Source organism: Catalinimonas alkaloidigena (assembly GCF_900100765.1).
Lineage (GTDB): Bacteria > Bacteroidota > Bacteroidia > Cytophagales > Flexibacteraceae > Mooreia > Mooreia alkaloidigena.
Genome location: NZ_FNFO01000002.1, coordinates 690,423 through 716,781, shown reverse-complemented (window position 1 = coordinate 716,781; position 26,359 = coordinate 690,423). Strand labels below are relative to the sequence as shown.

The window sequence follows — 26,359 nt, the reverse complement described above, 5'->3', positions numbered from 1 at the left end:
TAAAGATTCTCTGTTATCGAGTGAGCTGTAAAAATAGAAATAAATACAACCAAAGTCCATCCAGGAAGTGCCAGTACGTGGCACACATCTCCATCGTGGTCATTTGGCGTGCGTGAATTCGGTTCCGAAAGGTCTGTATAAAGACAACGGCTAGAAATATTACGCCTGTGATCAAGTGAAAGCCGTGGAGGCCGGTCAGGATGTACAGGAACGATCCTGAAGGATTCCCGACGAAGTAAACGCCCATGTTGACCAGATCATCCCAGCCGAGCAACTGACCAACCAAAAAGCTCCCCCCCAATACGGTCGTTAGCGCAACCGCTATTTTCAGGGTATCCAGGTTATCTTTTCGGGCGGATACGTAGGCCCAGTGCATGGTCGCGCTGCTGAGCAGCAACACGCCGGTATTGATCCAGAACAGCGTAGGAAGTTCGAATTCCAGCCAATCGCCTTCGCCCTGCCGCACAATGTAAGCGCTGGTCATGGACGCGAACAGCATCACAATGCTGACGATAAACAGCCACAGGAGAAACTTCTTAGGATGCATGGAGAGGGTTGGCCGTGGCTCCTCTGCCTGCATTCCCGGATTGACTAACTGCATGTCTTTCAACATCTCTCTACACTTTATCCCACAAATATGCGATCTGCACGATAGGCAGATACAAAAAAGAACCGAACATGATACGCAAAGCCGATTTACGAGAACCGTCGCGCATTAGTTGAAAAGTCTGAATTAGAAACAACGTGCCGCAAATGGTAGCAATAATTGCCGACCGCAAGCCGGTAATCCCCAGCAAAGCGGGCATCAGGCCTAGCGGTAACAGCAGCAACGTGTAAATCATGATTTGGAAAGCGGTGTTCAGGTCACGTCCTCCCCCACTGGGCAACAGTTTGAACCCGGCACGACGGTAGTCTTCGTCAGCAACCCAGGCAATGGCCCAGAAGTGAGGAAACTGCCAGACGAACTGAATACCAAATAAGATAAGCGCCTCTAGTCCTAAAGTACCCGTAGCGGCGGCCCAACCGATCAACGGAGGCATGGCCCCGGGAAGAGCTCCGACCAATACGGCTAACGGGCTACGCACCTTCATGGGCGTATACACAAACCCATAGAGAAGCATTGAGAGGAAACTAAGCAACGCTGCCAATATGCCTCCGTTGAAAGAAAGCAACAGTAGGCCGACCACGCCAATAACACTCCCGAAAGTGATTGCCTCGGCAGGTGTTAGCCGTCCGGTTGGCAGCGGCCGATCCATCGTGCGCCGCATCAGCTTATCCAAGTCGCGTTCCCACACCTGATTGATGATGTTGGCAGCTCCTGTCACCAAAAGACCTCCCAAGCAGAACAGGACAAACTGTGCCAGATCCCACGTTCCTTGCTGCGCCATCAGGTACGTAATACCCGCGGAAAACACCACCACCAAGGAGAGCCGTAACTTCAGCAGCTGCACATAATCTTTTGTTTTGGCTGCTAACCCAACAAGAACGCTTACCCGCGCTTTCTCTGCAATCATGAATGAACTGTAAGGGGCTTAGATACTATGATGCGTTGTTGTATTCTTATTACTGTAATCATAAAAAGCTGTACGCCAATCATAAGCGTAGCCAATAACAGGTGGAAGGGTTGCGCGAATGCAGGCATGCCCAAATAATATAAGACGATGCCTAACCCTATTTCCAGACCGATGCACAATCCTAGTCCTAAAACCGCCGTTCTGAGGAGACCTGCCTGCTTGCCCAAGCGCACGACTTTGTACGCTAACCAACCATTAATCGCCAGTAAGGCGATAGAGAAAGAACGGTGCACATAAAAGGTAGTCCCCAATTGGTTTACCCACTGCCCTCTCTGTTCTTCTCCCAGCATCTTGGCAATCACGTCAATGCTCTCCCGCACCTGCGTCCCTAACAGAATCTGTGCAAGCGACAAAGCAACGGTTAGCCACACAATGCCCTCCAGTCCCGAAAGGTTCACCGCGGTGGGCATCACCAGCTTTTTTTGCTGTGCCCACGCCACTAGGTAAATCAGCACGCCCACCAGCGCAATAGCCACCAGCATGTGTAACGTGATTAACAGAGGCAACAGGTTTGTAGACACAACCAGTGATCCCAACCACCCTTCAAAGCCTACCATCAGCACGGCACACGCAGCTAACAAGGTCACTTTAGGATGGGTCTTTCGATAGCGCCAGGAAGCCAGAAACGTCGCGAAAATCAGAAATCCGATCACCACCCCGACGAGCCGGTTGACGTATTCAATCCAGGTTTTTACCGGATTGAAAGCCGCTTCTTCGTAAATGGCCGGGTCATGCGCTACGGCGTAACTCAACTGCGTATAGCCCAAGCGGTCCAGCAGCGAAGCCATGCGGAGATTTTTCTGCTGGCGTTTTGCCGCATACACCTCTTTGTAGTCGTCAGGTAACTGCGCTGCTTGCGTCGGGGGTACCCAACTCCCAAAGCATTTGGGCCAATCCGGGCATCCCATTCCAGCGCCGGTGCTTCGTACAATACTGCCGACCAGAATCAACAGGTAAACGGCAATGATTGTGGTAATGCCCAGCCGACCAAAAAGGCTATACTTCTTCGTTTTCGCTATTTCCTCTCTCATGAACCTGCAGATCCGCATCTACATTTTCCCGCCCAGGTTCTACGTTTTCGTGTGGTAAGTTGGACTCCGGCGTCATCGAGTAAGGTACATTCTGAGGAATGAAATCCTCCTTTGCGCCTGGTTTAGAATAGTCGTACGGCCAGCGGTACACGCGAGGAATCTCACCAGGCCAGTTGCCGTGTCCAGGCTCGCGGGGTGTGGTCCACTCCAGTGTATTCGAACGCCACGGGTTCAACGGAGCTTTCCGTCCGCGGAAGATGCTGTAGAAGAAGTTCAGGGCGAAGATGAATTGTGCCGAGAACGTCAGGGCAGCGGCCACGGTGATGAACATGTTCAGGTCGGTAAACTTGTCCGTAAAGTCAAATGAAGTGAAGGAATAATAACGGCGGGGGAAACCGGCAATGCCGATGTAGTGCATGGGGAAAAATACCATGTACACCCCGATGAAGGTAAACCAGAAGTGAATGTAGCCCAGTTTCTCGTTCATCATACGGCCGAACATTTTCGGGAACCAGTGGTAGACACCCGCCATCATGCCGAAGAAGGCAGAAGCCCCCATCACCAGGTGGAAGTGCGCTACAACAAAGTACGTGTCGTGCAACTGAATGTCAGCCGCCGCATTCCCCAAGACAATCCCGGTCAATCCGCCACCGATAAAGAGCGACACCAGACCGATCGAGAAGAGCATGGCCGGCGTAAAAATGATGTTCCCGCGCCACAGCGTTGTGATGTAGTTAAAGGCTTTTACCGCTGACGGTACTGCGATAATCAATGTCAGGAACATGAAGATTGAGCCCAGGAATGGATTCATACCCGTCACAAACATGTGGTGCGCCCACACGATGAACGACAAGAACGAAATTCCCAAGAGGGAACCGACCATGGCCCGATAGCCGAAGATAGGCTTGCGCGAGTTAGTAGCGATAATCTCAGACGAGATTCCTAACGCTGGCATAATAACGATGTATACCTCCGGGTGGCCCAGGAACCAGAACAGGTGCTGATACAGAATGGGGCTACCTCCAACGTTGGGAAGGGCTTGACCATCAATGTAAATTTCAGACAGATAGAAGCTGGTACCGAAGCTGCGGTCAAAGATCAGCAACAGGGCGGCCGAGAACAGCACCGGGAACGACAGAAGTCCTAGTACCGCTGTCAAGAAGAAAGCCCAGATGGTAAGCGGCAAACGAGAAAAGGTCATCCCTTTGGTCCGCAGGTTGATCACTGTCGTGATGTAGTTGATCCCACCTAAGAGCTGAGAAACAATAAACAACGACATGCTGGTCAGCCACAGGGTCATCCCTAAACCGGAACCACTGATGGCTTTGGGCAACGCACTCAGCGGTGGGTATACGACCCAACCTCCACCGGCAGGGCCCGTTTCGATGAACAGCGAATACAGCATAACCACACTGGCGGCAAAAAAGAACCAGTAGGAGAGCATGTTCATGAAGCCGGAGGCCATATCGCGTGCTCCGATTTGCAGGGGAATCAGGAAGTTAGAGAAGGTTCCACTCAGCCCCGCCGTCAGCACGAAGAATACCATGATGGTACCGTGCATGGTGACCAACGCCAAGTAAAACTCTTGGTCTAATTTCCCCGATTCGTCAATCCAGCCGCCCAGGATAGGCTTCAGGAACGACATGTCCATGTCGGGGAAACCCAACTGAAGACGGAAAATAACGGAGAATGCGCCACCAATCATTGCCCACAACAGTCCCGTAATCAGGAACTGCTTGGCAATCATTTTATGGTCGGTAGAAAAAACGTATTTGGTGATGAAGCTATCGTGGTGCTCGTGATGCTCTTCCTCGTGATGGACATGAGCGGCTTCAGCGGCGTGAGTACTTGCCATGGTCTGCTTATCTTCTTGTTGCTTCTGTATTCAAACGTATTACATCGCGGCCTGCGCCCGCACCGGAGTTTCTTCTTGTCCCTCCGCAGGCACGTCAGGGGTTACTCCTGCCGTAGAGCTATCGGCAGCAGCTTTCTTCAGCTCTTCCAACTTTTCGATCGGCACTTCCAGCTCGGCAATGGGACGGAGGTTAGCGGGGACCTTTTCCAGGTAGTATTCCGGAGCCGAAGCCAGCATCGAAGGCTGCTCCGCATACCACTTTTCATACTCCTCCTCTTCCTCTACTACTACCAACATCCGCATGGCGAAGTGGTTACGGCCACACACTTCCGTACAGGCAATTTCGTATTCAAAACTCTGGTCGCCCAACTCCTCACGCATTTGCGCCGTAGTTTTGGTAGGCGTAAACCAGAAGCGTGTCGGCATTCCCGGTACGGCGTCCATTTTCATACGGAAGTACGGAGCAAAGACACTGTGCAACACGTCACGCGCACGAATCTTGAACAAGACGGGCTTGCCTACGGGCAAGTGAATTTCGCGTGGTTTGAAATCATCGAAGTTCGCTTTGTCGGTCATGTCCAGCCCGAGCTCGTTCGTGGCGTCGATCGCTTTGTAGTTGTGCGCTCCCAACTTGCCGTCTTTACCGGGGTAACGTACGATCCAGTTGAACTGCTTGCCCACAATTTCCAATTCTACCCGATCTTCCGGAGCCTCGTCGGTTACTTCCGTCCATACTTTCCAACCGGTGAAGACCAGCAACGCCAACACAATGGCCGGAATGGTAGTCCAGATGATCTCCAGTTTGTTGTTATCAGGATAGAAAAGGGCGGTCCGATTTTCTTTGAACTGATAGCGGTACGGGAAGTAGAACAGCAACAGATGGGTCAGTACGAACACAAAAATCAGAATGCCCATCGTCAGCCAGAACATCTGGTCAATTTTTTTGCCGTGAATCGAAGAGGCTTCGGGCAAAAATTGGTCGGCTGACTCAAACGAATACCATACGAACAGGCCCAAGCCCAGTATCAAGGTAATCGGAAAAAGAATGGCATTGATGCGGTTACTGGTCCCCACCCGCTTGGTGGTCGATCCCCGCATCACGTCTACCATGGTCTGAACGCGGAAGATCAGTATCAAAATGGCCACTACCAAGATGGCCCCAATCACGAGAAACGCCTGAATCATTGTCTGTTAGCTAATGCGGTTGTACTCTTATCTTGACATGCCTACACTTCGTGATGCAAGCTCTCTTCTAGCATCGGATGGTGCTTGGGCAGCAAATTCAATTTTGAAAGGCTAGTAGCGAATACCAGAATGAAAGCTCCTGCAAACACGGCTACCATACCAAATTCTACTAGTCCAAAGGAGGCATTCTGACGCAAGACGGCTGGCATCATCATCAGGTAAAAGTCAAGCCAGTGCCCTACAATCAGCACGCACGTAACTACCTTCAGAATGATCATTTGCCGTTTCGAATCCCGTGTCATCAAAACTAGGAAAGGGAAGAAAAAGTTTACGATCAGGTTCAGGAAAAACAGCCCACGGAACTGACCGTCAAAGCCTTGCATGCGCTCCACGAAGAAAATGGTTTCTTCGGGAATGTTGGCGTAATAGATCAACAGGAACTGAGCAAACCACAGGTAAGTCCAGAAGATGCTGAATCCGAAGATGAATTTCCCCATGTCGTGCAGGTGGTTCGCCGTAATGGCTTTCAGGTAGCCTTGCTCCTTCAACAGGATGGCGGCCAGCGTGATGGTAGAAAGCCCAGCCACAAACCAGCTGGCAAAGTTGTACCATCCCCACAGCGTGCTGTACCAGTGAGGTTGCACCGACATTGTCCAGTCCCACGCGGCCATGGACTCCGATACAGCGAAGAATACCAGGAAGATGGCCGACAACCGGAGGCTGCGCTTGTAGTACTGCGTGGTGCCGTGCAGATCTTCTTCGGAAGAAGCTTTACGAAGCCGCAAGTACATGAAGGTCCACACGCCAAAGAAAACGACCAGACGAATCAGGAAAAACGGAATGTTCAGATACCCGCTTTTGCCCTGCAAGATTTCATCATGTGCCACAACATCTTCGTGTGTCCATTCGAAAATGCTGTGGTGCCCGAACACAAACGCCAGCAGCATAATGACACCCGCGATCGGCACCCAAGCGCTCATGGCACTCATGATGCGCTGTAGCACGATTGACCATCCGGCCAAGGCTACGTACTGGATCGTCAGGAAGAAAACCCCGATGATGGCCAGGCCGGCGAAGTAGACGTTGTTAAGCCACACGTTCGCCCACAAACGATCGTACCAGTGAAATTCGTGGTGCGCGCCACCTTCGTGTGCAGCTGCGGCTTCGTGTGCGCCATGCTCGGCCGGGGCCGCTTCAGCCGACGGATCGATGGCGGTTTCGCCAAGATTAGGCGGTACGTCACCGCCGGTTACTGCTTCAGTAGCGCTTTCGGTTCCGTGTGCAGCGGTGCCGTGTTCGTCGTGCCCCCCGGAGAGAGACATCAGAACGAAGCCGAGTACCACCGCCACCAGACCAATGGCAATGGTCAGAAAAAGAGTGCGACGAGTACCGGAAGTCAGCGTATATTTTTCGTCAACGACAACAGGTTCGTGATGATGAGTAGCCATGGGTAATGAGCTAAGTAGTTTTGCGAGTTAAAGTAAGCCCGCTATTTGTTTTGCAGCGTTTGTACGTAATGAACAATCTTCCAGCGCTCCTGCGGGTCGATCTGCGTGCCATGTGGCCACATACGCCGAATGCCCCAGGTGATGACGTGGAAAACGTGTCCCTCTGAAAGGCCTTTGACAGCGCCAGCGTTGTAAGCAGGCACGCCTTTGTACTGAGCGGCGACTTTTCCCTGGCCGTCACCTTGCTCACCATGACACGCCGAACAATAACGCTGGTACAGTGCTTTGCCTTCGGCCAACGTTTGGTCGTTTAGCGGCACGGGATTTTTCAGCGTTTCGGCGGCATCGATGTCGTCGGGTCCCAAGTTGTAGACCATAATGTTTGAAGCCAGCTCCGTACGCGACTGGCCCGCCCAGCTCCGACGCGGAACGGTTCCCTGAGGAGGCGTCCGTTCGTTGGTGCCATTCGGATTGTATTTGTTCGGCTCCACTTGCGAGACCGGCTCGTAAGGAATGGATACATACATCTGCGGTGCGTATTCGACCCGCTGTGTTGTACGATCACCTTCTCCACAGGCCGCCAGTACGGCCAGTGCCGCGGCGGGGGCAATGTATTTTGTAAGAAAGGACATATCCTTGGGCTAGCTAATTAAATTTCCACTTTACGTTGGCTGACTTCAGAAGCCCCCTGGTCCCGAAACAGTTGATTCAGCGTATCTTCTGTAAATCCACTGTTCTTATCCAGATCTACCGCGACAACGAACTTATTGTCCGTGCAACGGGGGTCCAGGATCAACTTCTTACTACCCGGATACAGGTTGCTCGCAATGAAAAAGGTACTGACCATTCCCAGTGCTGACAGAAGTACAGTCAGCTCGAACGTTACCGGAATGAAGGTAGGCAACGGCAGGTAGTCTTTTCCCCCGATGATCATCGGCCAGTCGAAAAACATCATGCCGATTTGCATCGTCAGGGCCAGCGAGGTTCCCAGAAAACCGAACATGAAAGCGGCCCGCGGCAGACGTGAGCGACGATATCCTAACGCATCGTCGATGCCGTGAATGGGAAATGGTGAATATACTTCGTGAATTTTAACACCGTCGGCCCGTACGGCCTGCACAGCGTGTACAGTTACATCCTCGTCGTCGAAGATGCCCAGCATAAAACGCTTGGTTGCTTTCTCTGCCATATATTAGTTGCCCTTACCAGGATCAAGATTTCGGTTCGTATACGCAGGCGAGCCGGTGGCGGCACCGCTACTTTTGTAAGTCGTACCCGTTACGGTAGCTTCAGGACGTTCAGAAGAGGATTTCACAATCGATTTGACTTCGGCCATGTTGATCACCGGCAGGAATTTCGAGAACAACAGGAACATCACAAAGAAGAACCCGATGGTGTAGAAATACACCCCCATGTCGTGAATGGTCGGGATAAAGTCAGACCAGCTTGACGGCAGGTAGTCGCGGTGCAGCGAAGTCACGATGATCACGAAGCGTTCGAACCACATCCCGATGTTTACCACAATCGACAGGATGAAGGTCACGGCAATGCTGGTACGAATCTTCTTAAACCAGAAGAGCTGCGGCGAGATTACGTTACACGTCATCATCATCCAGTACGACCAGGACATCGGCCCCGTCGCCCGGTTTAAAAACGCGTACTGTTCGTAAGGCACACGCGAGTACCACGCCATGAACAACTCGGTGATGTAGGCGATCCCCACAATAGAACCGGTTACCAAGATGATGATGTTCATCGACTCGATGTGGTTCATGGTAATGTAATCCTCCAACCGGTACATGTAGCGTGCAACCAGCATCAGCGTCAACACCATCGCGAAGCCGGAGAAAATGGCCCCTGCCACAAAGTAAGGTGGGAAAATGGTGGTGTGCCATCCCGGAATTACCGACGTGGCAAAGTCGAAGCTCACGATGGTGTGTACAGAAAGTACCAGGGGAGTGGACAGACCCGCCAGGATCAGCGCTACGGATTCGTAACGCGACCAGTCTTTGGCACCGCCGTTCCAACCGAAGCTCAATAAACCGTAGATGGTTTTGGAAAGTCCTTTGGCACGGTCGCGGATGGTAGCCAGATCAGGAATGAGGCCGATGTACCAGAACACCAACGATACCGTGAAATAAGTCGAAATGGCAAATACATCCCACAACAGCGGTGAGTTGAAGTTAGGCCACAACGAACCGTACGTGTTTCCAAAGGGGAGCGTCCAATACCCAACCCAAGGACGGCCCATGTGAAGAATAGGAAACTGACCGGCGCACATCACCGCGAAGATGGTCATGGCTTCTGCGGCACGGTTGATGGACATCCGCCATTTTTGGCGGAACAGCAACAGAATGGCGGAGATTAGCGTACCGGCGTGACCGATACCAACCCACCATACAAAGTTGGTGATGTCCCAGGCCCAACCGACCGTTTTGTTCAGCCCCCACATGCCGATCCCTTTGAACAGCAGCATGTACACCGAGATAAATCCGATACCCAGCGCAATGGCTGAAACCACCAAGGCAATCAACCACGTCTTGTTAGGTGCCGCCTCCACAGGGCGACAGATGTCGTTCGTGACGTCCCCAACCGTCTTTCCGCCGGTAATTAGGGGTTCGCGTACTTCCGATACTACTTGCATATTGATTGGGTTGGCGTACTAAGCTTTGTTTCGGATTTTGGTCAGGTAACTTACCGACGGACGAACGTTGATTTCGCCCAGTAAGTGGTAGGCACGCTTGTCGCGTTCTTCGGCGATGCGTTGCGAAATGCGCGATTTCGAATCGTTCATGTCACCGAACAAGATGGCTTCCGTCGGGCAGGCCTGCGCGCAAGCGGTATTGATCTCTCCGTCCATCGGACGACGCTTCTCTTTCTTAGCGTTCAGTTTACCTTCTTGAATGCGCTGCACACACAACGAGCATTTTTCCATGACACCCCGTGCCCGAACCGTCACGTCAGGGTTCAGTACCATGCGACCCAGATCCGTTTGTGCGGGGGTATTGATGCCTTCGAATTTCGGATTGTCAGGATAGCTGAACCAGTTGAAGCGACGTACTTTATAAGGACAGTTGTTGGCGCAGTAACGCGTACCGATACAACGGTTGTACGTCATCTGGTTGAGCCCCTCGGTGCTATGTGTCGTGGCCGCTACCGGACATACCGTTTCGCAAGGCGCATTGTTACAATGCTGGCACATCACGGGCTGGAAGACCACTTCAGGATTTTCAGAAGCGTTTTCTAGTGCCTTCAGATCGTCAGGATCGGCATCGCTGCTGTAGTAACGGTCGATCCGAATCCAGTGCATTTCGCGCCGGTTGATCACTTCCTCACGCCCTACAACAGGCACGTTGTTTTCGACCTGACAGGCGATTGTACACGCCCCGCAACCAATGCAAGAGTTCAGGTCAATCGACAACCCCCAGAAGTGGTTGGCATAATGGTGCCCGTCCCACAACGAGATGTCCGTCGGATCTACCGGTCCTTCCGAAGTTTCGATCGTCACCAGGTGACGGCCGGCAGCCGGATTTTTCTGGTATTCTGACAAAATCGACTCCTGCACAATCGGACGTGCCATCATGGTGCTGTGGGTCTGGGTCTGCGCAATCACACGCTCACCCTCCCCTACACTCACCGTGGCAGGAGCCCAATATTGAACACCCTGGCGTCCTACGGTCACGAGCGGATAAACGTCTTTCCCGATGTTGAGACCGGCCTTTCCAGCCACCCGACGTCCGTACCCAAGGGCGATGGCGATGGTATTACGCGCCTGCCCCGGTTGAATCAAAGCGGGAAGCTCTATCGTCTTGCCATTGGCTTCTACACGCAGCATATCCCCCTGCTCCACGTCGAGCTGCGTCGCCAGGCTTTGGGGCAGTGCTACGTAGTTATCCCAGCACGCTTTTGAAATAGGATCGGGAAACTCTTGCAACCACGGGTTGCTGGCGTGTGCGCCACTGCCCAGTCCTACCTTTTCGTAAATAACCAGCTCAATGCCTTCCGAAGTAGGCTTATAGGTTTGGGCAATGGAAGTAGAGACGGTGCTCATATCCGTCAAACCACGGTATTGCCCACGGCTTCCGCCACTGGTCGCAAACAGATTGGAGGTGGTGTCAGCAGAAGGGACTTGCATGGGCAAACCACCCATTACAGAATCAGGCTTTGCCTGCGGACGTTCCGCTGTAGAGCCAAGCGTAGCCTGCATGTCGCCGTAGCCCGTGGTATTCTCCGGCTGTATGGCACGTGAGTTCAGCGGGTTCGGATTGGAGGGTTCGAAAATCCCGTCGTGCAAGCTGTAATTCCAGAATTCGCGGAAGCTGCTGTATTTGTTCTGGCGGCCGAAGTAGAGGTTCTGCCACCGGTTTTTCACGTAGGTGTAGTAATCCTGCGCTTTGCCCGCCCAGTCGAGCAGCGACTCTTCTGCCGCACGCGTTTTGAAAATCGGCGTGATCGACGGCTGAATCAGGCTCAGGTACCCTTGCTTCGGCTCTACATCGCCCCACGACTCCAGGTAATGGTGGCTCGGGCAGATGTATTTGCAAAGTGTCGAAGTCTCGTCCGGGCGAATCGCCAGGCTGATTGACGTTTTCACGCTTTTCAGACCTTCGGCCAGTACGCTGCCCATCGGATGGTCGTAGACAGGATTGCAGTTGTAGAAAATAACGGCATCCACACGTCCACCGGCTTTCACCTCGTTGATGAACTGCATCATGGTGGCGTCGTTACCCTTACGCTGGTACGAAGGCGTCGACCAGTCGATTGTGGTTCCGTAAGCGCCCAACTGTTGGTTGATGGCATTCACCATGCGCTGCACGTTCGGATCGTTCGAGCCACTTACCACCAGTGCATTGGCGCCGCTAGCCTTCAGGTCTTTGGCGGCCTGTTGAATCAGGGACGCTTCTTTCGGTGCCGGTGCGTTGGTCGATCCGCCCAGGGCTTTGTAAAGCGCTGCGACGTACAACCCTTCTTCCGAAGGACGAATCGATTGACGATGATCGGCGTTGGAACCTGTCAGCGAAAGCGTGGATTCAAATGCATACAGGCGCGACATGTCCTTGCGCTCCTGCCCCAGCTTGCGGTTTGCCCCAAACTGACGTGCGTATTCAATCGGCGAAATCCAGTTGCCCAGAAAATCGGCTCCGAACGAAACAATCGTTTTTGCCTTTGCGAAGTCGTATGACGGAAGAGCCCGCTGTCCGAAGTCTGCCAAGTTGGCTTCCAACATCCCGTGTGCCGATACCGGATCGTACATCACGTGTTGGGTAGACGGATAGCGCTGCTTAAATTCTTCGATAACGGCCAAGGTCGACGGGCTCATGACCGTCTGCGACACGAGGCGAATGTTACGCGCCTGTCCCAGCGCACTGGAGATCTGACCGTCGACGGCCATCCACTCGGCGGCTTTGCCGTCGGCCATTGGGCCTTGGTAACGCTCTGTGTCGTACAGGTTCAATACCGACGCCTGCGTGCGTACCGAAGTCCCGCCGCGCGTCACGCCCGACAGAGTATTCCCCTCCACTTTGATGGGACGCCCTTCACGGGTTTTCACCACGATCGAGCAGTATTCACCACCGTCCACATAGCTGGAAGCGTAGTAGTTGGCGATGCTCGGGTCCACATCCATCGGCTTCACCAGCCATGGAATGGCCTTTTTTACCGGGGTTTCGCAGGCTGCCAGAGATACGGCTGCCATCCCGAAACCCATCATCTTCAAGAAGTCGCGACGGTGAGACATCAAACCGTCGACAGAATCGGTATGCTGCAGGGCGGGAAATTCCTGTTCGGCATTTTTCACGAACTCCACATCGTTACGGAGTTCTTCCACGCCTTTCCAGTATCGCTTACCGTGATCGCTCATAATATAATATCAAGCAGTAAAGTCTGAGACAGAAGTATTAATAGTGGCACTTGGAACATTCGAGTCCGCCGATGTCAACGACATGCATGGGAGCATTGCCTGTTTCGGCGTTGTGCACTTGGAGAAGCTTATCGTAGTAAGCATTGCCTTCGGCTTTCACCACCGTTTCGCGGTGACAGTTGATACACCAGCCCATGGTCAGGCTAGAGTGCTGCTCGACTACTTCCATTTCCTGAATCTGTCCGTGACAGGTCTGACATTCGATACCCCCCACCGTAGTGTGCTGCGAGTGGTTGAAGTAGGCCAGATCAGGCAGGTTATGAACACGCACCCATTCGATGGGCGTGCCGGTATTGACGGCGTTCCAGATCTTTTTGATTTCGGGCGATTCCGTCTTGATCTGGTTATGGCAGTTCATACAAATGTTCGGAGAAGGAATGTTGGCCGATTTGGCTTTGTACACTCCGGTGTGGCAGTACGCGCAGTTGATCTCGTACATGCCCACGTGCAGCTTGTGCGAGAAGGCAATCGGCTGCGTAGGCGCATAATGCTGCTGGATGCCAATTGAATACACCGCATCAAAAGCCACTTTGGTCAGGAGAATCAGCGCGACAAAGGCCACCCCCGCTTTGAAGGGCGTCGAGCGCACAATGGCTCCCCAGTCCGTTTTCTCTTCCAGAAACTCCCGGTCTTCTTCCGTCAACCCCTCCTGTTTGCGCAGGAATTTGGTCAGCAGCGAAAGCATCAGCGCCAGTACGATCAGCACCAACACCAGCACGAAGATCAGGCCACCCAACAGGATGGTTACAATTGGACCACCGACCCCTGAATCGCTCGCAGCTGCCACGGCTCCATCACCATCAACACCTGCCGTGCCTGCCGCAGGGGCAGCAGAAGCAGGAGGATTTTTGATGTAAGCGACAATCGAACCTACTTGTGCTTCCGTCAGGAAGTCGTGGTTCGGCATGTACTGCTTGTATTTCTGGTACAGTTCGACGGCGTGAGGCTGGCCGCTTTCGATGGTACGCTGCGGATAGCGAATGAAGCTGATCATCTCCGCTTCGGACGGCCACCGGTCTACGGCACCGCGCAGGGCCGGACCTACCACCTGTTCGTCCAGGGCATGGCACTGCGTACAGTTCGCTTTGAACAACGATTCGCCTTGCGCTACTAACGCCGCGTCGCCGCCTCCACTGCCTGCATCGGCCGAAGCATCACCAGCCGCCGCTTGCGCCGTATCGGCTGCCGCTTCGTTCTGAGCCCAGGCGGGAATCGTACTCAGAAAGAAAAACGCGATTAGAGAGGGGGCTACCCACCGTCCTAAACGCGTCATAAGTTTGAAAGAGAAGTAATTAGTAAATGTCATTACCACTTCTAGGGTGCATTTTTGTCGCACAAAGGTAGTTGCCAACTTGTAGCAATCCAATAAGAAGAATCGCTTTTTCCAGTCAGGATCATACACGCTCTCCAACGAATAGCCAAAAGCTTGACAATCAACCTTTTAAACCAAAAAACACCCCTTTTTTGTTTGGCAAAGACAACTAATTTAGAACCTTTATAAATAGCATCAGATCCATTGCACATCTTTTGTTATCGGTGTAGAATATAGGCGCTTCGCCAGTCGCTCAGAAGTAGAGTTCTTCCGCGATGCGAAAGGTATGCGCGTGCGCTTCCACCACCGTGGCTAGTTGCGGGGTGTACCCCCCTCCCATACTTACCTGTACCGGAATTTGGCGCGTTTTACACGCCTGCAATACCACGCGATCGCGGTCCCGACAGCCCTGCGGCGAAACTCCGAGTCGGCCGAGCTTGTCAGACGCCAGAATGTCCACCCCTGATTGATAGAAAACAAAGTCGGGTTGCTCCTGCTCCAGCAAGTGAGGCAGCACTTCGCGCAGAAGTCCCAGATACGTGGCATCGTCCGTGGCATCGGCCAACGGCACGTCCAGATCCGACCGTTCCTTGCGCAGTGGGTAGTTAGCTGCCCCATGCATGCTGAACGTAAACACCCGTGCGTCGTCGCTAAAAATTTGTGCCGTACCGTTGCCCTGATGAACGTCCAGGTCCACGATCAAAACTTTTGATACCAGCCCGTGCGCAAGCAGGTGAGCTGCCGCAATGGCCTGATCGTTCAGTAAGCAAAATCCTTCGCCGCGGTCGGTAAAGGCGTGGTGCGTGCCCCCGGCCACGTTCATGCCGATGCCATAGTGCAAAGCAACATACGCCGCCGTAATGGTCCCCTGTGCAATGATGCGTTCGCGTTCAACCAGCGCTGCGGACAGCGGGAACCCCGTCCGCCTGATTTCTGTGCGGGTCAGTTCCAGGTTTTTCAGCCGGTACCAGTAGGTGGCGTCGTGCACTCGCAAGATGTCTTCTTCCGGCAGTAACGTCGGCGTGAACAGCTGATCGCGCTGTATGGTACCTTCGTAGAGAAGCTGTTCCGGAATCAGTTCGTACTTCGCCATAGGGAAGCGATGGTGGGGCGGCAGTGGATGCGCATATACCGGGGCCCACGCGATGTAGAGACGCGGCGTTGCCGAAGAGGCAGGTAAAACGGAAACCGGTGGTAGTGGGCGGTGCTCGGTAGAGAATCGCATTGTGCTACTCGCGCTCTATACGCATAACGCCCTCGTCTACGCCAACTACTTTAATAGTATAGGTACGGTCGGTTTCGTCTAGCGTAGCCGTTAAGGTGTTTTTGTCGCGCGTCCATTTGCCCTGGCGACTCTCCAAACCATCGGCCGGTGCGATTTCCAGCAAAACAAAATCGCCATTTTCGGCAATGGTAAAGCCATCGCGCCCGCGCGCCGGCGGAAAGTCGTAGTCGGCCAACCGGTATACCTTATATAAGTCGGTATCTTCTTCGAACGAGTGCATCCACGTGCCGTAAAATTGGGTGGCTTCGAGGGTACTATCCTGCCTACACTGCGCGGCGGCAAATAAAATAATTACGCTGGCAAGAAAGAGAGATCTTTTCATAAAAATTCCAGGATTTCACAAAATGAAGTTGTAGCTTGCGGGCTATTTGTGTATCAACAATACGCATCAGGCTGCGCCGGGTTCCACCCACCTGGTTTTGCCGAGCGATGTAGCTAGAATTAGGAGGTAGTATGAAAACAGAAATTCAAAGCAATCCGTTGCTGACCTGGGTGGGTCACGAGCGGAAACCGCTAATTATTGCAGGTCCTTGCAGTGTCGAATCTGAAGAGCAGCTCCGCGAAGTGGTCCTGGCTCTCAAAGACCAGCAAGTTGACATGATTCGGGTAGGCATCTGGAAGCCCCGCACCCGTCCTAACAGTTTCGAAGGCCTTGGCGAAACGGCCCTGCCCTGGGTTCAGTCTCTCAAAGCCGAAACCGGGATGCGTTTTGCGACCGAAGTGGCTACACCCGAGCACATCGACCTCGCCCTCAAGTATGGCATCGATACCTTCTGGATCGGAGCCCGTACCACCGTTAATCCCTTCAACGTGCAGGCCTTGGCCGACGCACTCCGGGGCATGGACGATATTCCGGTGATGATCAAAAACCCGGTTAACCCCGATTTGGCCCTGTGGGTAGGTGCCATCGAACGGATTGCCGGCGCCGGGATCAAGAACCTGGCCGCAATTCACCGTGGGTTCTCCGGCCTGGGCAAAGGCCGCTACCGCAACGCTCCTGTTTGGCAACTGCCGATCGAGCTGAAGCGCATCCTGCCAGATCTGCCGCTGATCTGTGACCCGAGCCACATTGGAGGCAAGCGGGACCTGATTCAGCCGCTGGCCCAGAAGGCTCTCGACCTGAACTACGACGGCCTGATGATCGAAACACATCCGAACCCCGATGAGGCGTGGAGCGATGCTTCCCAGCAGGTGACGCCCGCGCGCCTGGGCGAAATTCTGGCGGAACTGCGTATCCGCAAGCCCCAGAACAGCGAGCCCGAGTACGTTAACCATCTGGAAGAACTTCGCCACCAGCTCGATCAGCTCGACCACGAACTGGTCGAAGTGCTGGCTGCCCGGAAGGCCGTTGTGGAAAAGATCGGTCAATACAAGAAAGACAACAACGTGGTGATCTTCGACGTCAATCGTTGGGACGAAGTGTTCAAGAGCCGCGCCGAGTGGGCCGAGCAGATGAACGTGAACCGTCGCTTCGTAGAAGAGATCTTCAAACTGGTACACGTTGAGTCGATCCGCCAGCAGACCAACGTCGCCTGGTAAATCGCACAACGAACCTCATAAAAAAAGCCGCTTCTGTCAGAACAGAAGCGGCTTTTTTGTGAAGCGTAGCTTTGTTTACGGCACGGGGGCGGCCGTGACCGAGACGGTATAAATGGTACCGGAGTTATCCAGGGTTGTGACGAAGGTATACTTCAACGAAGTTTCGGTCACTTCCACGTCGTCGTAGGTATTGGCATTGCCGCCAGCCGACGAAATGGTAATCTTCGTTTTCTCGGTATTCATAATCCAGTTTCCCTGTTCGGTCTGCGCATCGCCGGTGTTGCAGCGCGTGGTGCCCTCGTCGTAGATGTACACGCCACCTTCGCGAAACTCCTCGTAATTATCTTTGAAACAGTCTTTCAAGATGTTATACAGGTTCGAGGAAGTGCCGCCGTTGGCCGTTGGAAATGAAGGATCGGTAGTCGCGGCAGTCAACCGCCACTTTTTGCCGGTGATCATTTTTTCGGGATCGGGGGCGGGCTCTTCTTTTTCCGCACAGGCAGAAAGGCAGGCAATACACACGAGGCAATACAAGAGGCCGACGATACGAGATGATATCGTTTTCATGGTTTTCAAAAATTAGATGTAATACGATGTTCCCTTTGTGGGTGGCCCCTCGCTTTTGTGCGACCTCCGACCATGGCTCCAGCGGTCGACAAGCAGCGGGGACAACGCCTTGTTCACCCGTAAATAGCTTAGCTCCCGAAAGGTCATCAGGCAGCCTCTATAATTTTTCCGCCTCGTGCTACGGACATAAAAAAAGCCCTCTGTGTCTAGAGGGCCCTTGAGCGACGCGGGTAAAACGCGCCTTATTTCTTCACGAATGATACTGTCGACACCAACGAGCCGGTCCCGTAATCGGTTTTAATCGTCAGCTTGGAATCGTTTAACTCCTGAATGTCAAATACGAGGGTTTCTTCGTCCGTTTCGATAATGAGTTTGCTGTGGTCCGCACTTAGGCTCCAGGTCTCATCGTACGAATCCTCGTCTTCCTCGTCGCACTTGGTAGTACCTTCTGAATGCGTCAACACACTATTGGCTTTAAACTCCATCAGATCGTCTTTTTCACACGCTTCCATTTCCGCGTAGATATCTTCCGTATGCGTCTCCTGTCCGTCGGTGTACGTCATGGTAGAAGCGGTTACGCTCCACTTTTTTCCCATCAGCAGCTCCGCGCGGTCGGGTGCCGGATCGCCTTTCTTGTCGCAAGAGGTGAGCGCTGCCAACGAGGCCAGAGAGCCGATAAAAAGTAACTTTCCAAAAGTTTTCATAAAAAAAATAAGTAGTTAATCGTTAAACACGCCTCAAGATGCGACCGATTCCCTGATCTGCACGCCTCCTTCCAAGAGGCTTCTTACAGCGTGAAGAAAACACTACTTTTGTTCAATGTTCCAACTTATGTTCCTCTGATCCTTTGCGACATCTGCGTACCTGGGGAGTGACCGTCGGCTTGGCCCTTCTCCCTTTGCTGGCCTGCGGGCAATCCACAAAAGAGCGATACATTCAGCTGAGTGTCGGCTCTTCGCTTTTTTATCTACGCGACCAGGCCATGTCTCCCCTGCGCTACCGGGGCCTTAACTTTTCAGCACAAGGCGGCTATTACAAAGAAAGCGACCGCGTGCTGCAGCATCTGGAAACCTACTTTTACTATGGAGAAGTGTCGCCGAACGTATATAAGTTCGACATCAACGGCATCGCGCAGCACCTGCGGGGCGACCTGAACTATACCTATTTGCGCCGCCTGCATGCTTCCGCTTCAACTGGGCCGGAGTCACAGCCTAGCGAAAAACGTTATCGCTGGTGGGTTGGCGGAACTTGGAGCACGCTGGCTACCTACCGGTATCATTACCTCTACAGCAACAACGCGTACAACTGGGATGTGCTTACGAACCTGAACCTCACCGCGCAGGTCGACCGTCCTCTGCGGTTCTTGCGACGCGATTTTCACCTGGCGTGGCGTGCATTCGTTCCGGTGGTGGGCTGGGCCGCGCGGCCCTATTTTACCAGCTCGGTAGGCGAAGGGTTCCTGGGTGAAGACAAAAGCCATTTGAGCGCGGCCCTGGCCAGCGGCAAGGTGGTCAGCCTGAATCGCTTCTTCCGCCTGAATTCGCAATGGTCGCTTACGTATCCCATTGCCGGCGGAAATGCGCTGCGCCTGACCTACGTGTGGGATTATTACACCTACGCTTCGCAACAGCCGGTTGCCGTGGCCGGACACGCACTTCTATTCTCTACTTTATTCCGTTTCTGATGCGCCGATTTGTTTTCTTGCTCTTGTGCATCGCGAGCCTGACCGGTTGCGAACAGGTGCTGATTCCGACCGATGGCGATGCCACGCCCGTCGAGAATTTCGAACAACTATGGCACACCGTCAATGAGAAATACTCGTTCTTCGGTTTCAAGCAAGTCGATTGGGATTCGGTCTATGCCGTATACCGCCCGCAAGTCAAGAACGACATGAATGTGGTCGAGTTGTTCGATGTGATGGCCGACATGCTGTTCACGCTGCGCGACGGGCACGTCAACCTCCGTTCGCAGTTCGACGTTTCGCGCAACTTCGACTGGTACCTGAATGCACCGCCCAACTTCAACTACGACATCGTGGAGCGCAACTACCTGCGCGACGACTACCGCATTACGGGTCCTTTTCTCAACACCGCCATCGATTCGGTGGGGTACGTATATTATGGAAGCTTCAGCAGCTCGGTCAGCGAGTTCCACATCGACTTTATCGTCAACCGGTTTCAAAATGCCAAGGGGCTGATTTTCGACGTCCGGAACAACGGGGGCGGCAGCCTGTCGAACGTACGACGCATCATGAGCCGTTTTGTGAAAGAAAAGACGTTGTATGCATATTGGATCTACAAAAGCGGCCCCGGGCGGAATGAATTCTCGGAACCGATCCCGCAATACATCGAACCGGAGGGCGACTATCGCTACGAAAAACCGGTGGTGATCCTTACCAATCGCCAGTGCTTCAGCGCAACCAACGATTTTGTGCTGGCCATGTCGGCGTTACCCAACGTGACGATTGTTGGCGACACGACGGGCGGCGGCGGGGGCCTCCCCTACCACGGTGAATTGCCCAACGGCTGGACCTACCGCTTTTCGGTTACGTCTACGTTAACGCCCGAAGGCGAGAACGTAGAATTCGGTATCCCGCCCGACGTACGGGTAGACATCCGCGCAGCCGATGCTCAACGCGGACGTGACACCATGCTCGACCGGGCAATCGATTTGTTACAATAAGAAGGAAACTCGGACTATCGTATAAATACGAACAAAAGGCTTCTGGCAAAGGTTAATAAAGAATAAACCCGTTGGCTATGACGAGCAAGCCAACGGGTTTATTCTTTAAATAGTTCTATACAGATCAGGCGATAGCCTTCACATGCAGGTCTTCTGTTCTCTCTACAGCAATGGTATTGATGTCGTAACAATCCGGATGGTAAAGGCGCAATTTGTCGCGAGCGATCGACAGCGTAGGCGCATGGATACCTTCAAGTCGAATTTCGCCATCCACCTTGAAGCTTAGCATAAAGTAGCTCATTGGTAAAGGATAATGTTCCATGGCTTTTTAAAGTTTTGCTAAAGAATCGTTATTGGGAATACTACGGTAAAACGGAGAAAATGGGTTTTAATTATTGAAAAAATGAAATAAAATAATAAGAAACCGGCTGTAGTGTTTTTCTCTGTTTTAACTCGTTTTTACCAAACATGTTTGACAAGCTAGCAAAATTCCGAGTAAATCGGCAACGTTTGATCGAAAAATTATTCCATAACACCTTACTATAGGACAATTCCGGGAGGCAACCTTATTATAGATCGCCAATAAGCGAAATAATTTACCCCATGAAGATCCCGACGTATGATCAGACGTAAAAGCCATCATTTTTTACGCTTGCGAGCGGAAGCTTCTTTCCCGGGAAGTTCCTCGTATAGTTCAATCTTTAAAACCGCATGGTAAAGACGGTCTGTCCCGGTTTGGACTTCACGTTCAGGGTGCCCTTGTGCAGGTTCATGATTTGCCGCGACCAGCTCAAGCCAATGCCCGAACCCGTCTTCTTAGTCGTGTAAAAAGGAATAAAAATCTTGTCGAGTGCTTCCGGCACAATGCCCGGTCCGTTGTCGCAGACCTCGACCACAATACGGTTGTGCGCATCCGGAAACGCCTTGAGTTGAATCAACGGATGCGAATCCTGAAGCATGGCTTCTGCCGCATTTTTAGTCAGGTTGATCAACACCATTTCGATCAGTTCCGGGTCGGCGTGTACCTCCAGCTCATCGGGTTGCACCTGGCATTCGATCACCATCGGCGTATGGCGGTAGTCGTTTTTCATCAGATTGACCACCCGCGCCAGCAGGGACCGTACCGACACCTGTTCGAAGTTGGGTTTCGGAATGGTCGTGAAGCTCCGGTAGGCATCCACAAAGTGGACCAGTCCGTTGCACCGCTTCTGGATCGTGTAGAGTCCGTCGGTAATATCTTCCATCGTCTCCTTGTCCATCAGCACCGCTTCGCCCATGTCGCGCGTGTCCATGTCGAACATCTCCTTGATCGTCCCGCTTAGCGACGCAATGGGTGTAATCGAGTTCATGATCTCGTGCCGCAGCACGCGCGTCAGGTTCCGCCACGACTCCAGCTCCTTCTGTTCCAGTTCCGGCTGGATGTTCTGCACCGACACCAGGCGGTAATGGTTGCCCTGCATCTTAAACTCGGTGGCGTGGATGGAAAGCTGCTTTTCGTTGTCCTGTTCCAGGCGGATCAGCGCGTGTTCGTTGGCCCGAATGGTAGGCAACAGGGCGGCCAACTCCGGGCTGGCTTTGCTGAGTTCTTTGACGAACCGCGCGTGGTTAATGCCCAGCAATCGCTTGGCGGCCGTATTCATCAGTTCGATTTTCTGCGACTGGTCGAAGGCAATCAGGCCGATGCCGACGTGTTGCACCACCGTGTGCAGGTAGCGCAGGTTCTCTTCTTTTTCGGCGCGTGTCTTCTGGAAGGCGTTGATCACCTCTTCGAAGGCGTTGTTCAGCTCGCGGAACGACGAACCCAACCCGCTGTCGCGCGTAAAGCTGCCCGTAAAATCCGAGTACTTGATGGATTCCAGAAAGCGGGTCAGCTTCTGGTTGGTCTGTTCCACATACTGCACCAACAGGTAGATCTGGTAGAGGATGATCAACCCGATGATGAACATGGTGACGTACTTGTCGGAGAAGTAGATCATCCAGATCATTCCGGCAAGTGTCAGCGCAATGAGCAGAACCCGGAAGAAAACGACGAACCGAAAATTACGGACGATCACGGAGAGAGTTCAGAGTTACAAGTTGAAAGTTATGCGTTCAGAAGTCGTTTGTGTGGCTTAATGCGAGTTACGTGCCAATCCACCGCATCGCCACACGTTACAAGCCGTGCTTTTCCAGGCGACGGTAGAGGGACGCGCGGGTAAGGCCCAGCTCTTTGGCCGCCAAGCTGATGTTGCCCTGATGCTTCTTCATCACTTTGTTGATGATCTGCTTTTCCACGTCGTCCAGGTTGTAGTTGTCCAGGTTCACCTTCTCGGCTTTTTCGTGGTTGTTGCCGGTGGCCAGGAACAGATCCTCCGGTTGGATGGACACCTCGTCGCTCATGATCACCGCCCGTTCCAGGGCGTGCTGCAGTTCGCGTACGTTACCGGGCCAGTTGTACTTCTGCATCTTTTTCATGGCGCCCTGACTAATGCCCCGGAACCGCTTGTTGTACTTCTTGCTGAAGGTTTCCAGGTAATGCTCGGCCAGCAAGGGAATGTCTTCGGGGCGGTCGCGCAGGGGCGGCAGCGTAATTTCGATGGTGTTGATCCGATAGACCAAATCCTGCCGGAAATCGCCCTCGTCGATCATCTCGTAGAGGTTCATGTTGGTTGCACAGATCAGCCGAATGTCGACCTGGCGCGGTTTGTTGGACCCGACGCGCGTCACTTCCCGGCTCTGGATGGCCGTCAGCAACTTGGCCTGCAACGGCAGCGACAGGTTGCCGATTTCGTCCAGGAACAGCGTGCCGCTCGACGCAATTTCGAAGCGACCGGGGCGGTCTTCTTTGGCATCGGTAAAGGCGCCTTTTACGTGCCCGAACAGTTCGGACTCGAACAAGTTTTCGGCCACTGCGCCCAGGTCCACACTCACAAATACCTCTTCGGAACGACGCGACCGGCGGTGGATGGCCCGGGCAATCAGCTCCTTACCGGTACCGTTTTCGCCCAGAATCAGCACGTTTGCGTCGGTAGAGGCCACGCGTTCGATGGCGTCGAACACCCGCTGCATGGCCGGACTACTGCCGATGATGTCCTGAAACTTGTGGTCCATGTCGGCCGAAAGCGTCTTTTGCTGCGAACGCAGCGTGTTGGCTTCTTCGCGCGACTGGCGCAGTTTCATGGCGGCCAGCACCGTGGCCAGCAGCCGGTCGTTTTCCCAGGGCTTCAGCACAAAGTCGGTGGCGCCTTCCTTGATGGCGCGTACGGCCATCTCGACGTCGCCGTAGGCGGTAATCAGGATCACGACCGCTGATGGGTCGATTTCCAGAATGCGGTCGAGCCAGTAGAACCCTTCTTTCCCGCTGCTGACGTCGCGGGTGAAGTTCATGTCTAGGAGAATGACGTCGTAGTGGCGGTTGTTCAGCAAGAACGGAATGGCCTCGGGGTTCGACTCGACGTCGACCGAGGCTACGTGGCGCTTCAGAAACAGCCGCGCCGCCTGCAATACGTCTTCGTTATCGTCTACGACCAGGAGGTTCCCAATTCTCTCGTTGTTCATAAGAGCTATGTTGTTTGCACAGAATTCTTCAAAATCTATACCTACCCCCGCTGGCGGTAACGCATGGGGTTTGGAGAATGCAGAGAAAAAACCCGCTTTATCTCCGATACGCCCCGCTGAGGTCGGTTTGTGTTCGGGCGGGTGGTTCAGGATCTGTCCCGAAAAGATAGTGATTTTGCCGAATCATGTGTTCGGAATCGCACATAGTTTGTTCAGATGCGAACACTCTACGGGGCAAAAAACGCCATTTCGGGCCCTGGCACGCTTGGCATATTTGTTGGCAATTAGCAATCATCAACCGTAGACGCTATTGACTACCTTTACCCTAGACACCTGAATCTGATGAATACAACCATGGGCATGGATCGAAAAATTGAACGAAAGAAATGGACCACCAAGAAGATCGCGGGGATTGCGGCCATTGCCCTTGTGGTTTCGTTCATTTTGTACGGCTTCCTGTTCGCAGACAAGCGATCGAAGCTGAACGTCGACAGAGAGAAGATTACCATCGCCACCGTGCGTGAAGATAATTTCCAGGAAAACATCGCCGTAAGCGGTACGGTGCAGCCCATCCGTACGGTGTACATGGACGCCGTAGAAGGGGGCATCATCAAAAAGCTCCACCGCGAATCGGGGGCCATGGTGAAGCCCGGCGACACGATCCTGACGCTTACCAACTCGAACCTGGAGTTGAACGTGATGAACCAGCGTGCCAACCTCTACGAGCAACTGAACAACCTGCGCAACACCCGCCTGCTGCTGGAACAGAACTCGTTCAACCTGCGCGACCAGCTCGCTCAGATCGACTACCAGATTCAGCTCTGGAAACCTCAGTACGAGCGCTTCCAGCAGTTGTTCGACAAGAAGATGATCTCGAAGCGCGAGTTTGAAGAGGTAGCCGAACAGTACAAATACAACGTAGAGCGCAAAAAGATCGTCTACGCTTCGTACCGGCAGGATTCGATCGCACGGCAATTGCAGAACTACCAGATCAACCAGCAGGAAGACCGCATGCAGAACAGCCTCGAAGCGGTAGAACACGTCCTCGACAACCTCATTGTGCGGGCGCCTTCGCAAGGACAACTGGCCATGCCCGACCTGCAAATCGGGCAGTCGATTACAACGGGCGAACGCCTCGGCCAGGTCGACATCATCGACAACTTTAAGGTCCGCGTCCGCATCGACGAACTGTACCTCCCGCGCATCAACACCGGCCAGCAAGGTACCTTCAGCTTCGCAGGAGACTCGTACCGGCTGGAAATCACCAAGATCTACCCCACCATTGCCGAGGGCCGCTTCGAAGTGGACATGGAGTTTATCGGCGATCAGCCGCAGGGCATCAAGCGCGGGCAGACCGTCCGGCTACGCCTAGCGCTGAGCAACGAAAAACAAGCGGTGCTTTTGCCCATCGGCGGCTTTTATAAAGACACAGGGGGCAACTGGGTGTACGTCCTGAACGACGACGGCAATGCCGAGAAACGTAACATCCGCCTTGGCCAGAAAAACACCGAAAACTTCGAGGTGCTGGAAGGGCTACAACCCGGCGAGCGCGTGATTACTTCGTCGTACGAAAACTTCGGCGACAAAGAAGTACTGGTTCTTAAATAAGGACTAACGCGGTACGCAACCGCTTTCTAACGCATATCTTTCTTCAAACGGTGCTTTCACCACTTCTTACTTAAACTTCATAATCCCACTTCGCGATGAACAACTCCATGATCAAGATCAACAACATGAGCAAGGTCTACACGACAGAAGACGTCGAAACCACCGCGCTCAACAGCGTCAACATCGAAATCCAGAAAGGCGAGTTCGTGGCCATCATGGGGCCCTCGGGTTGCGGAAAATCCACGCTGCTCAACATCCTGGGGCTACTCGACAACCCCAGCAGCGGCGAGTACTGGTTCCTCGAAAACGAAGTGGCCAAGTTTACCGAGCGGCAGCGGGCCAAGCTCCGCAAAGGGTCCATCGGGTTTGTGTTTCAGAGCTTTAACCTGATCGACGAACTGACGGTATTCGAAAACGTGGAGCTTCCCCTTCTCTACCTGAAAGAATCGACCGCCGAGCGCAAGCGCAAAACCGAAGCGGTGCTGGAGAAGATGAACATCATGCACCGCCGCAACCACTTCCCGCAACAACTCTCGGGTGGGCAGCAGCAGCGTGTCGCCATTGCTCGCGCCGTGGTAGCCAGCCCTCCGCTGATTCTGGCGGATGAACCGACCGGGAACCTCGATTCTACAAACGGCGAAGAGGTGATGAAACTCCTGGCCGAACTGAACGATGCCGGCACCACCATTGCGATGGTGACGCACTCGCCGCACGACGCCAACTACGCGCACCGCATCATTAACCTGTTCGACGGGAAGGTGGTGACGGAGAACATCCGCGAGCAGTTCCACATTTAAGCGGCCTCCCCACCGGGGT

General features: G+C 53.4%; 23 protein-coding genes. 5 read left to right on the top strand and 18 right to left on the bottom strand.

Translation table 11 applies throughout. The features are described from left to right. Nucleotides 1-13: 13 nt before the first annotated feature. From BLR44_RS06475 to BLR44_RS06415, 13 genes are all read right to left on the bottom strand, one after another. Nucleotides 14-613 carry a cytochrome c oxidase subunit 3 gene (locus BLR44_RS06475; RefSeq protein ID WP_089680432.1) on the bottom strand — a complete coding sequence of 200 codons (600 nt, stop codon included), beginning with the start codon at nucleotides 611-613 and terminating at the stop codon, nucleotides 14-16. A 4-nt stretch (nucleotides 614-617) separates the two neighbouring features. Beyond that, nucleotides 618-1,514 (bottom strand): heme o synthase, encoded by an 897-nt coding sequence (gene cyoE / locus BLR44_RS06470; RefSeq protein ID WP_089680430.1) that lies wholly within the window; start codon nucleotides 1,512-1,514, stop codon nucleotides 618-620. Next, entirely contained in the window at nucleotides 1,511-2,605 is a 1,095-nt protein-coding gene (locus BLR44_RS06465; protein ID WP_245705985.1) for a COX15/CtaA family protein, read from the bottom strand. The genes cyoE and BLR44_RS06465 overlap by 4 nt, the downstream gene beginning before the upstream one ends. Next, a complete protein-coding gene (locus BLR44_RS06460; protein WP_089680428.1) occupies nucleotides 2,571-4,460 on the bottom strand; it encodes a cytochrome c oxidase subunit I in 1,890 nt (629 codons plus the stop codon). The genes BLR44_RS06465 and BLR44_RS06460 overlap by 35 nt, the downstream gene beginning before the upstream one ends. 39 nt (nucleotides 4,461-4,499) lie before the next feature. Further along, nucleotides 4,500-5,645, bottom strand: coding sequence for a cytochrome c oxidase subunit II (locus BLR44_RS06455; RefSeq protein ID WP_089680426.1), 1,146 nt, complete (start codon nucleotides 5,643-5,645; stop codon nucleotides 4,500-4,502). A gap of 41 nt (nucleotides 5,646-5,686) precedes the next feature. Beyond that, nucleotides 5,687-7,093, bottom strand: coding sequence for a quinol:cytochrome C oxidoreductase (locus tag BLR44_RS06450; protein ID WP_089680424.1), 1,407 nt, complete (start codon nucleotides 7,091-7,093; stop codon nucleotides 5,687-5,689). 41 nt (nucleotides 7,094-7,134) lie between these two features. Then, a complete protein-coding gene (locus BLR44_RS06445) occupies nucleotides 7,135-7,725 on the bottom strand; it encodes a c-type cytochrome (RefSeq protein WP_089680422.1) in 591 nt (196 codons plus the stop codon). 17 nt (nucleotides 7,726-7,742) lie between these two features. Further along, the gene (locus tag BLR44_RS06440) at nucleotides 7,743-8,282 is read right to left on the bottom strand and encodes a DUF3341 domain-containing protein (protein ID WP_089680420.1); all 540 of its coding nucleotides are present in this window, start codon (nucleotides 8,280-8,282) and stop codon (nucleotides 7,743-7,745) included. Between the two features lie 3 nt (nucleotides 8,283-8,285). Then, a complete protein-coding gene (nrfD, locus tag BLR44_RS06435; protein WP_089680418.1) occupies nucleotides 8,286-9,737 on the bottom strand; it encodes an NrfD/PsrC family molybdoenzyme membrane anchor subunit in 1,452 nt (483 codons plus the stop codon). An 18-nt stretch (nucleotides 9,738-9,755) separates the two neighbouring features. Beyond that, nucleotides 9,756-12,953: a TAT-variant-translocated molybdopterin oxidoreductase gene (locus BLR44_RS06430; protein ID WP_089680416.1), complete on the bottom strand. Its 3,198-nt coding sequence runs from the start codon at nucleotides 12,951-12,953 to the stop codon at nucleotides 9,756-9,758. Between the two features lie 37 nt (nucleotides 12,954-12,990). Continuing rightward, nucleotides 12,991-14,286, bottom strand: a complete 1,296-nt coding sequence (locus BLR44_RS06425) for a cytochrome c3 family protein (protein WP_089680414.1) — start codon at nucleotides 14,284-14,286, stop codon at nucleotides 12,991-12,993. A 292-nt stretch (nucleotides 14,287-14,578) separates the two neighbouring features. After that, nucleotides 14,579-15,418 (bottom strand): histone deacetylase family protein, encoded by an 840-nt coding sequence (locus BLR44_RS06420; protein WP_245705984.1) that lies wholly within the window; start codon nucleotides 15,416-15,418, stop codon nucleotides 14,579-14,581. A gap of 136 nt (nucleotides 15,419-15,554) precedes the next feature. Continuing rightward, entirely contained in the window at nucleotides 15,555-15,932 is a 378-nt protein-coding gene (locus tag BLR44_RS06415; RefSeq protein WP_143017158.1) for a hypothetical protein, read from the bottom strand. A 131-nt stretch (nucleotides 15,933-16,063) separates the two neighbouring features. Between BLR44_RS06415 and BLR44_RS06410 the strand changes: the two genes are divergently transcribed. After that, on the top strand, nucleotides 16,064-17,149 hold the full coding sequence (locus BLR44_RS06410) for a bifunctional 3-deoxy-7-phosphoheptulonate synthase/chorismate mutase type II (protein WP_089680409.1): 1,086 nt from the start codon (nucleotides 16,064-16,066) through the stop codon (nucleotides 17,147-17,149). 75 nt (nucleotides 17,150-17,224) lie between these two features. On the opposite strand, the gene BLR44_RS06405 is transcribed toward BLR44_RS06410, so the two are convergent. Both BLR44_RS06405 and BLR44_RS06400 read right to left on the bottom strand, forming a co-directional pair. After that, nucleotides 17,225-17,716 carry a lipocalin family protein gene (locus BLR44_RS06405; protein WP_089680407.1) on the bottom strand — a complete coding sequence of 164 codons (492 nt, stop codon included), beginning with the start codon at nucleotides 17,714-17,716 and terminating at the stop codon, nucleotides 17,225-17,227. A gap of 242 nt (nucleotides 17,717-17,958) precedes the next feature. Next, a complete protein-coding gene (locus tag BLR44_RS06400) occupies nucleotides 17,959-18,420 on the bottom strand; it encodes a lipocalin family protein (protein WP_089680405.1) in 462 nt (153 codons plus the stop codon). A gap of 143 nt (nucleotides 18,421-18,563) precedes the next feature. Between BLR44_RS06400 and BLR44_RS28850 the strand changes: the two genes are divergently transcribed. Then, nucleotides 18,564-19,400: a hypothetical protein gene (locus BLR44_RS28850; protein ID WP_176955921.1), complete on the top strand. Its 837-nt coding sequence runs from the start codon at nucleotides 18,564-18,566 to the stop codon at nucleotides 19,398-19,400. After that, a complete protein-coding gene (locus BLR44_RS06395; protein WP_176955920.1) occupies nucleotides 19,400-20,398 on the top strand; it encodes a S41 family peptidase in 999 nt (332 codons plus the stop codon). Before BLR44_RS28850 ends, BLR44_RS06395 begins: the two co-directional genes overlap by 1 nt. A 124-nt stretch (nucleotides 20,399-20,522) precedes the next feature. Here the strand turns inward: BLR44_RS06395 and BLR44_RS28555 are convergent, their stop codons facing one another. From BLR44_RS28555 to BLR44_RS06385, 3 genes are all read right to left on the bottom strand, one after another. Continuing rightward, nucleotides 20,523-20,720, bottom strand: coding sequence for a hypothetical protein (locus BLR44_RS28555; RefSeq protein WP_143017157.1), 198 nt, complete (start codon nucleotides 20,718-20,720; stop codon nucleotides 20,523-20,525). Between the two features lie 379 nt (nucleotides 20,721-21,099). After that, the gene (locus BLR44_RS06390) at nucleotides 21,100-22,452 is read right to left on the bottom strand and encodes a sensor histidine kinase (RefSeq protein WP_089680401.1); all 1,353 of its coding nucleotides are present in this window, start codon (nucleotides 22,450-22,452) and stop codon (nucleotides 21,100-21,102) included. 97 nt (nucleotides 22,453-22,549) lie between these two features. Beyond that, nucleotides 22,550-23,935, bottom strand: a complete 1,386-nt coding sequence (locus BLR44_RS06385; RefSeq protein ID WP_089680400.1) for a sigma-54-dependent transcriptional regulator — start codon at nucleotides 23,933-23,935, stop codon at nucleotides 22,550-22,552. Nucleotides 23,936-24,295: 360 nt separating this feature from the next. Here BLR44_RS06385 and BLR44_RS06380 point away from each other — a divergent pair, with 360 nt between their 5' ends. Together BLR44_RS06380 and BLR44_RS06375 are read left to right on the top strand one after the other, a co-directional pair. Beyond that, nucleotides 24,296-25,543 carry an efflux RND transporter periplasmic adaptor subunit gene (locus BLR44_RS06380; protein ID WP_089680782.1) on the top strand — a complete coding sequence of 416 codons (1,248 nt, stop codon included), beginning with the start codon at nucleotides 24,296-24,298 and terminating at the stop codon, nucleotides 25,541-25,543. 107 nt (nucleotides 25,544-25,650) lie between these two features. Next, on the top strand, nucleotides 25,651-26,340 hold the full coding sequence (locus BLR44_RS06375) for an ABC transporter ATP-binding protein (RefSeq protein ID WP_410493069.1): 690 nt from the start codon (nucleotides 25,651-25,653) through the stop codon (nucleotides 26,338-26,340). The last annotated feature ends 19 nt before the right edge of the window (nucleotides 26,341-26,359 follow it).

What these genes read in the sequence shown, in the direction of transcription:
- BLR44_RS06475 (WP_089680432.1), bottom strand. Translation starts at nt 613, where the DNA reads ATGTTGAAAGACATGCAGTTAGTCAATCCGGGAATGCAGGCAGAGGAG.
- cyoE (WP_089680430.1), bottom strand. Translation starts at nt 1,514, where the DNA reads ATGATTGCAGAGAAAGCGCGGGTAAGCGTTCTTGTTGGGTTAGCAGCC.
- BLR44_RS06465 (WP_245705985.1), bottom strand. Translation starts at nt 2,605, where the DNA reads ATGAGAGAGGAAATAGCGAAAACGAAGAAGTATAGCCTTTTTGGTCGG.
- BLR44_RS06460 (WP_089680428.1), bottom strand. Translation starts at nt 4,460, where the DNA reads ATGGCAAGTACTCACGCCGCTGAAGCCGCTCATGTCCATCACGAGGAA.
- BLR44_RS06455 (WP_089680426.1), bottom strand. Translation starts at nt 5,645, where the DNA reads ATGATTCAGGCGTTTCTCGTGATTGGGGCCATCTTGGTAGTGGCCATT.
- BLR44_RS06450 (WP_089680424.1), bottom strand. Translation starts at nt 7,093, where the DNA reads ATGGCTACTCATCATCACGAACCTGTTGTCGTTGACGAAAAATATACG.
- BLR44_RS06445 (WP_089680422.1), bottom strand. Translation starts at nt 7,725, where the DNA reads ATGTCCTTTCTTACAAAATACATTGCCCCCGCCGCGGCACTGGCCGTA.
- BLR44_RS06440 (WP_089680420.1), bottom strand. Translation starts at nt 8,282, where the DNA reads ATGGCAGAGAAAGCAACCAAGCGTTTTATGCTGGGCATCTTCGACGAC.
- nrfD (WP_089680418.1), bottom strand. Translation starts at nt 9,737, where the DNA reads ATGCAAGTAGTATCGGAAGTACGCGAACCCCTAATTACCGGCGGAAAG.
- BLR44_RS06430 (WP_089680416.1), bottom strand. Translation starts at nt 12,953, where the DNA reads ATGAGCGATCACGGTAAGCGATACTGGAAAGGCGTGGAAGAACTCCGT.
- BLR44_RS06425 (WP_089680414.1), bottom strand. Translation starts at nt 14,286, where the DNA reads ATGACGCGTTTAGGACGGTGGGTAGCCCCCTCTCTAATCGCGTTTTTC.
- BLR44_RS06420 (WP_245705984.1), bottom strand. Translation starts at nt 15,418, where the DNA reads ATGGCGAAGTACGAACTGATTCCGGAACAGCTTCTCTACGAAGGTACC.
- BLR44_RS06415 (WP_143017158.1), bottom strand. Translation starts at nt 15,932, where the DNA reads ATGAAAAGATCTCTCTTTCTTGCCAGCGTAATTATTTTATTTGCCGCC.
- BLR44_RS06410 (WP_089680409.1), top strand. Translation starts at nt 16,064, where the DNA reads ATGAAAACAGAAATTCAAAGCAATCCGTTGCTGACCTGGGTGGGTCAC.
- BLR44_RS06405 (WP_089680407.1), bottom strand. Translation starts at nt 17,716, where the DNA reads ATGAAAACGATATCATCTCGTATCGTCGGCCTCTTGTATTGCCTCGTG.
- BLR44_RS06400 (WP_089680405.1), bottom strand. Translation starts at nt 18,420, where the DNA reads ATGAAAACTTTTGGAAAGTTACTTTTTATCGGCTCTCTGGCCTCGTTG.
- BLR44_RS06395 (WP_176955920.1), top strand. Translation starts at nt 19,400, where the DNA reads ATGCGCCGATTTGTTTTCTTGCTCTTGTGCATCGCGAGCCTGACCGGT.
- BLR44_RS28555 (WP_143017157.1), bottom strand. Translation starts at nt 20,720, where the DNA reads ATGGAACATTATCCTTTACCAATGAGCTACTTTATGCTAAGCTTCAAG.
- BLR44_RS06385 (WP_089680400.1), bottom strand. Translation starts at nt 23,935, where the DNA reads ATGAACAACGAGAGAATTGGGAACCTCCTGGTCGTAGACGATAACGAA.
- BLR44_RS06380 (WP_089680782.1), top strand. Translation starts at nt 24,296, where the DNA reads ATGGATCGAAAAATTGAACGAAAGAAATGGACCACCAAGAAGATCGCG.
- BLR44_RS06375 (WP_410493069.1), top strand. Translation starts at nt 25,651, where the DNA reads ATGATCAAGATCAACAACATGAGCAAGGTCTACACGACAGAAGACGTC.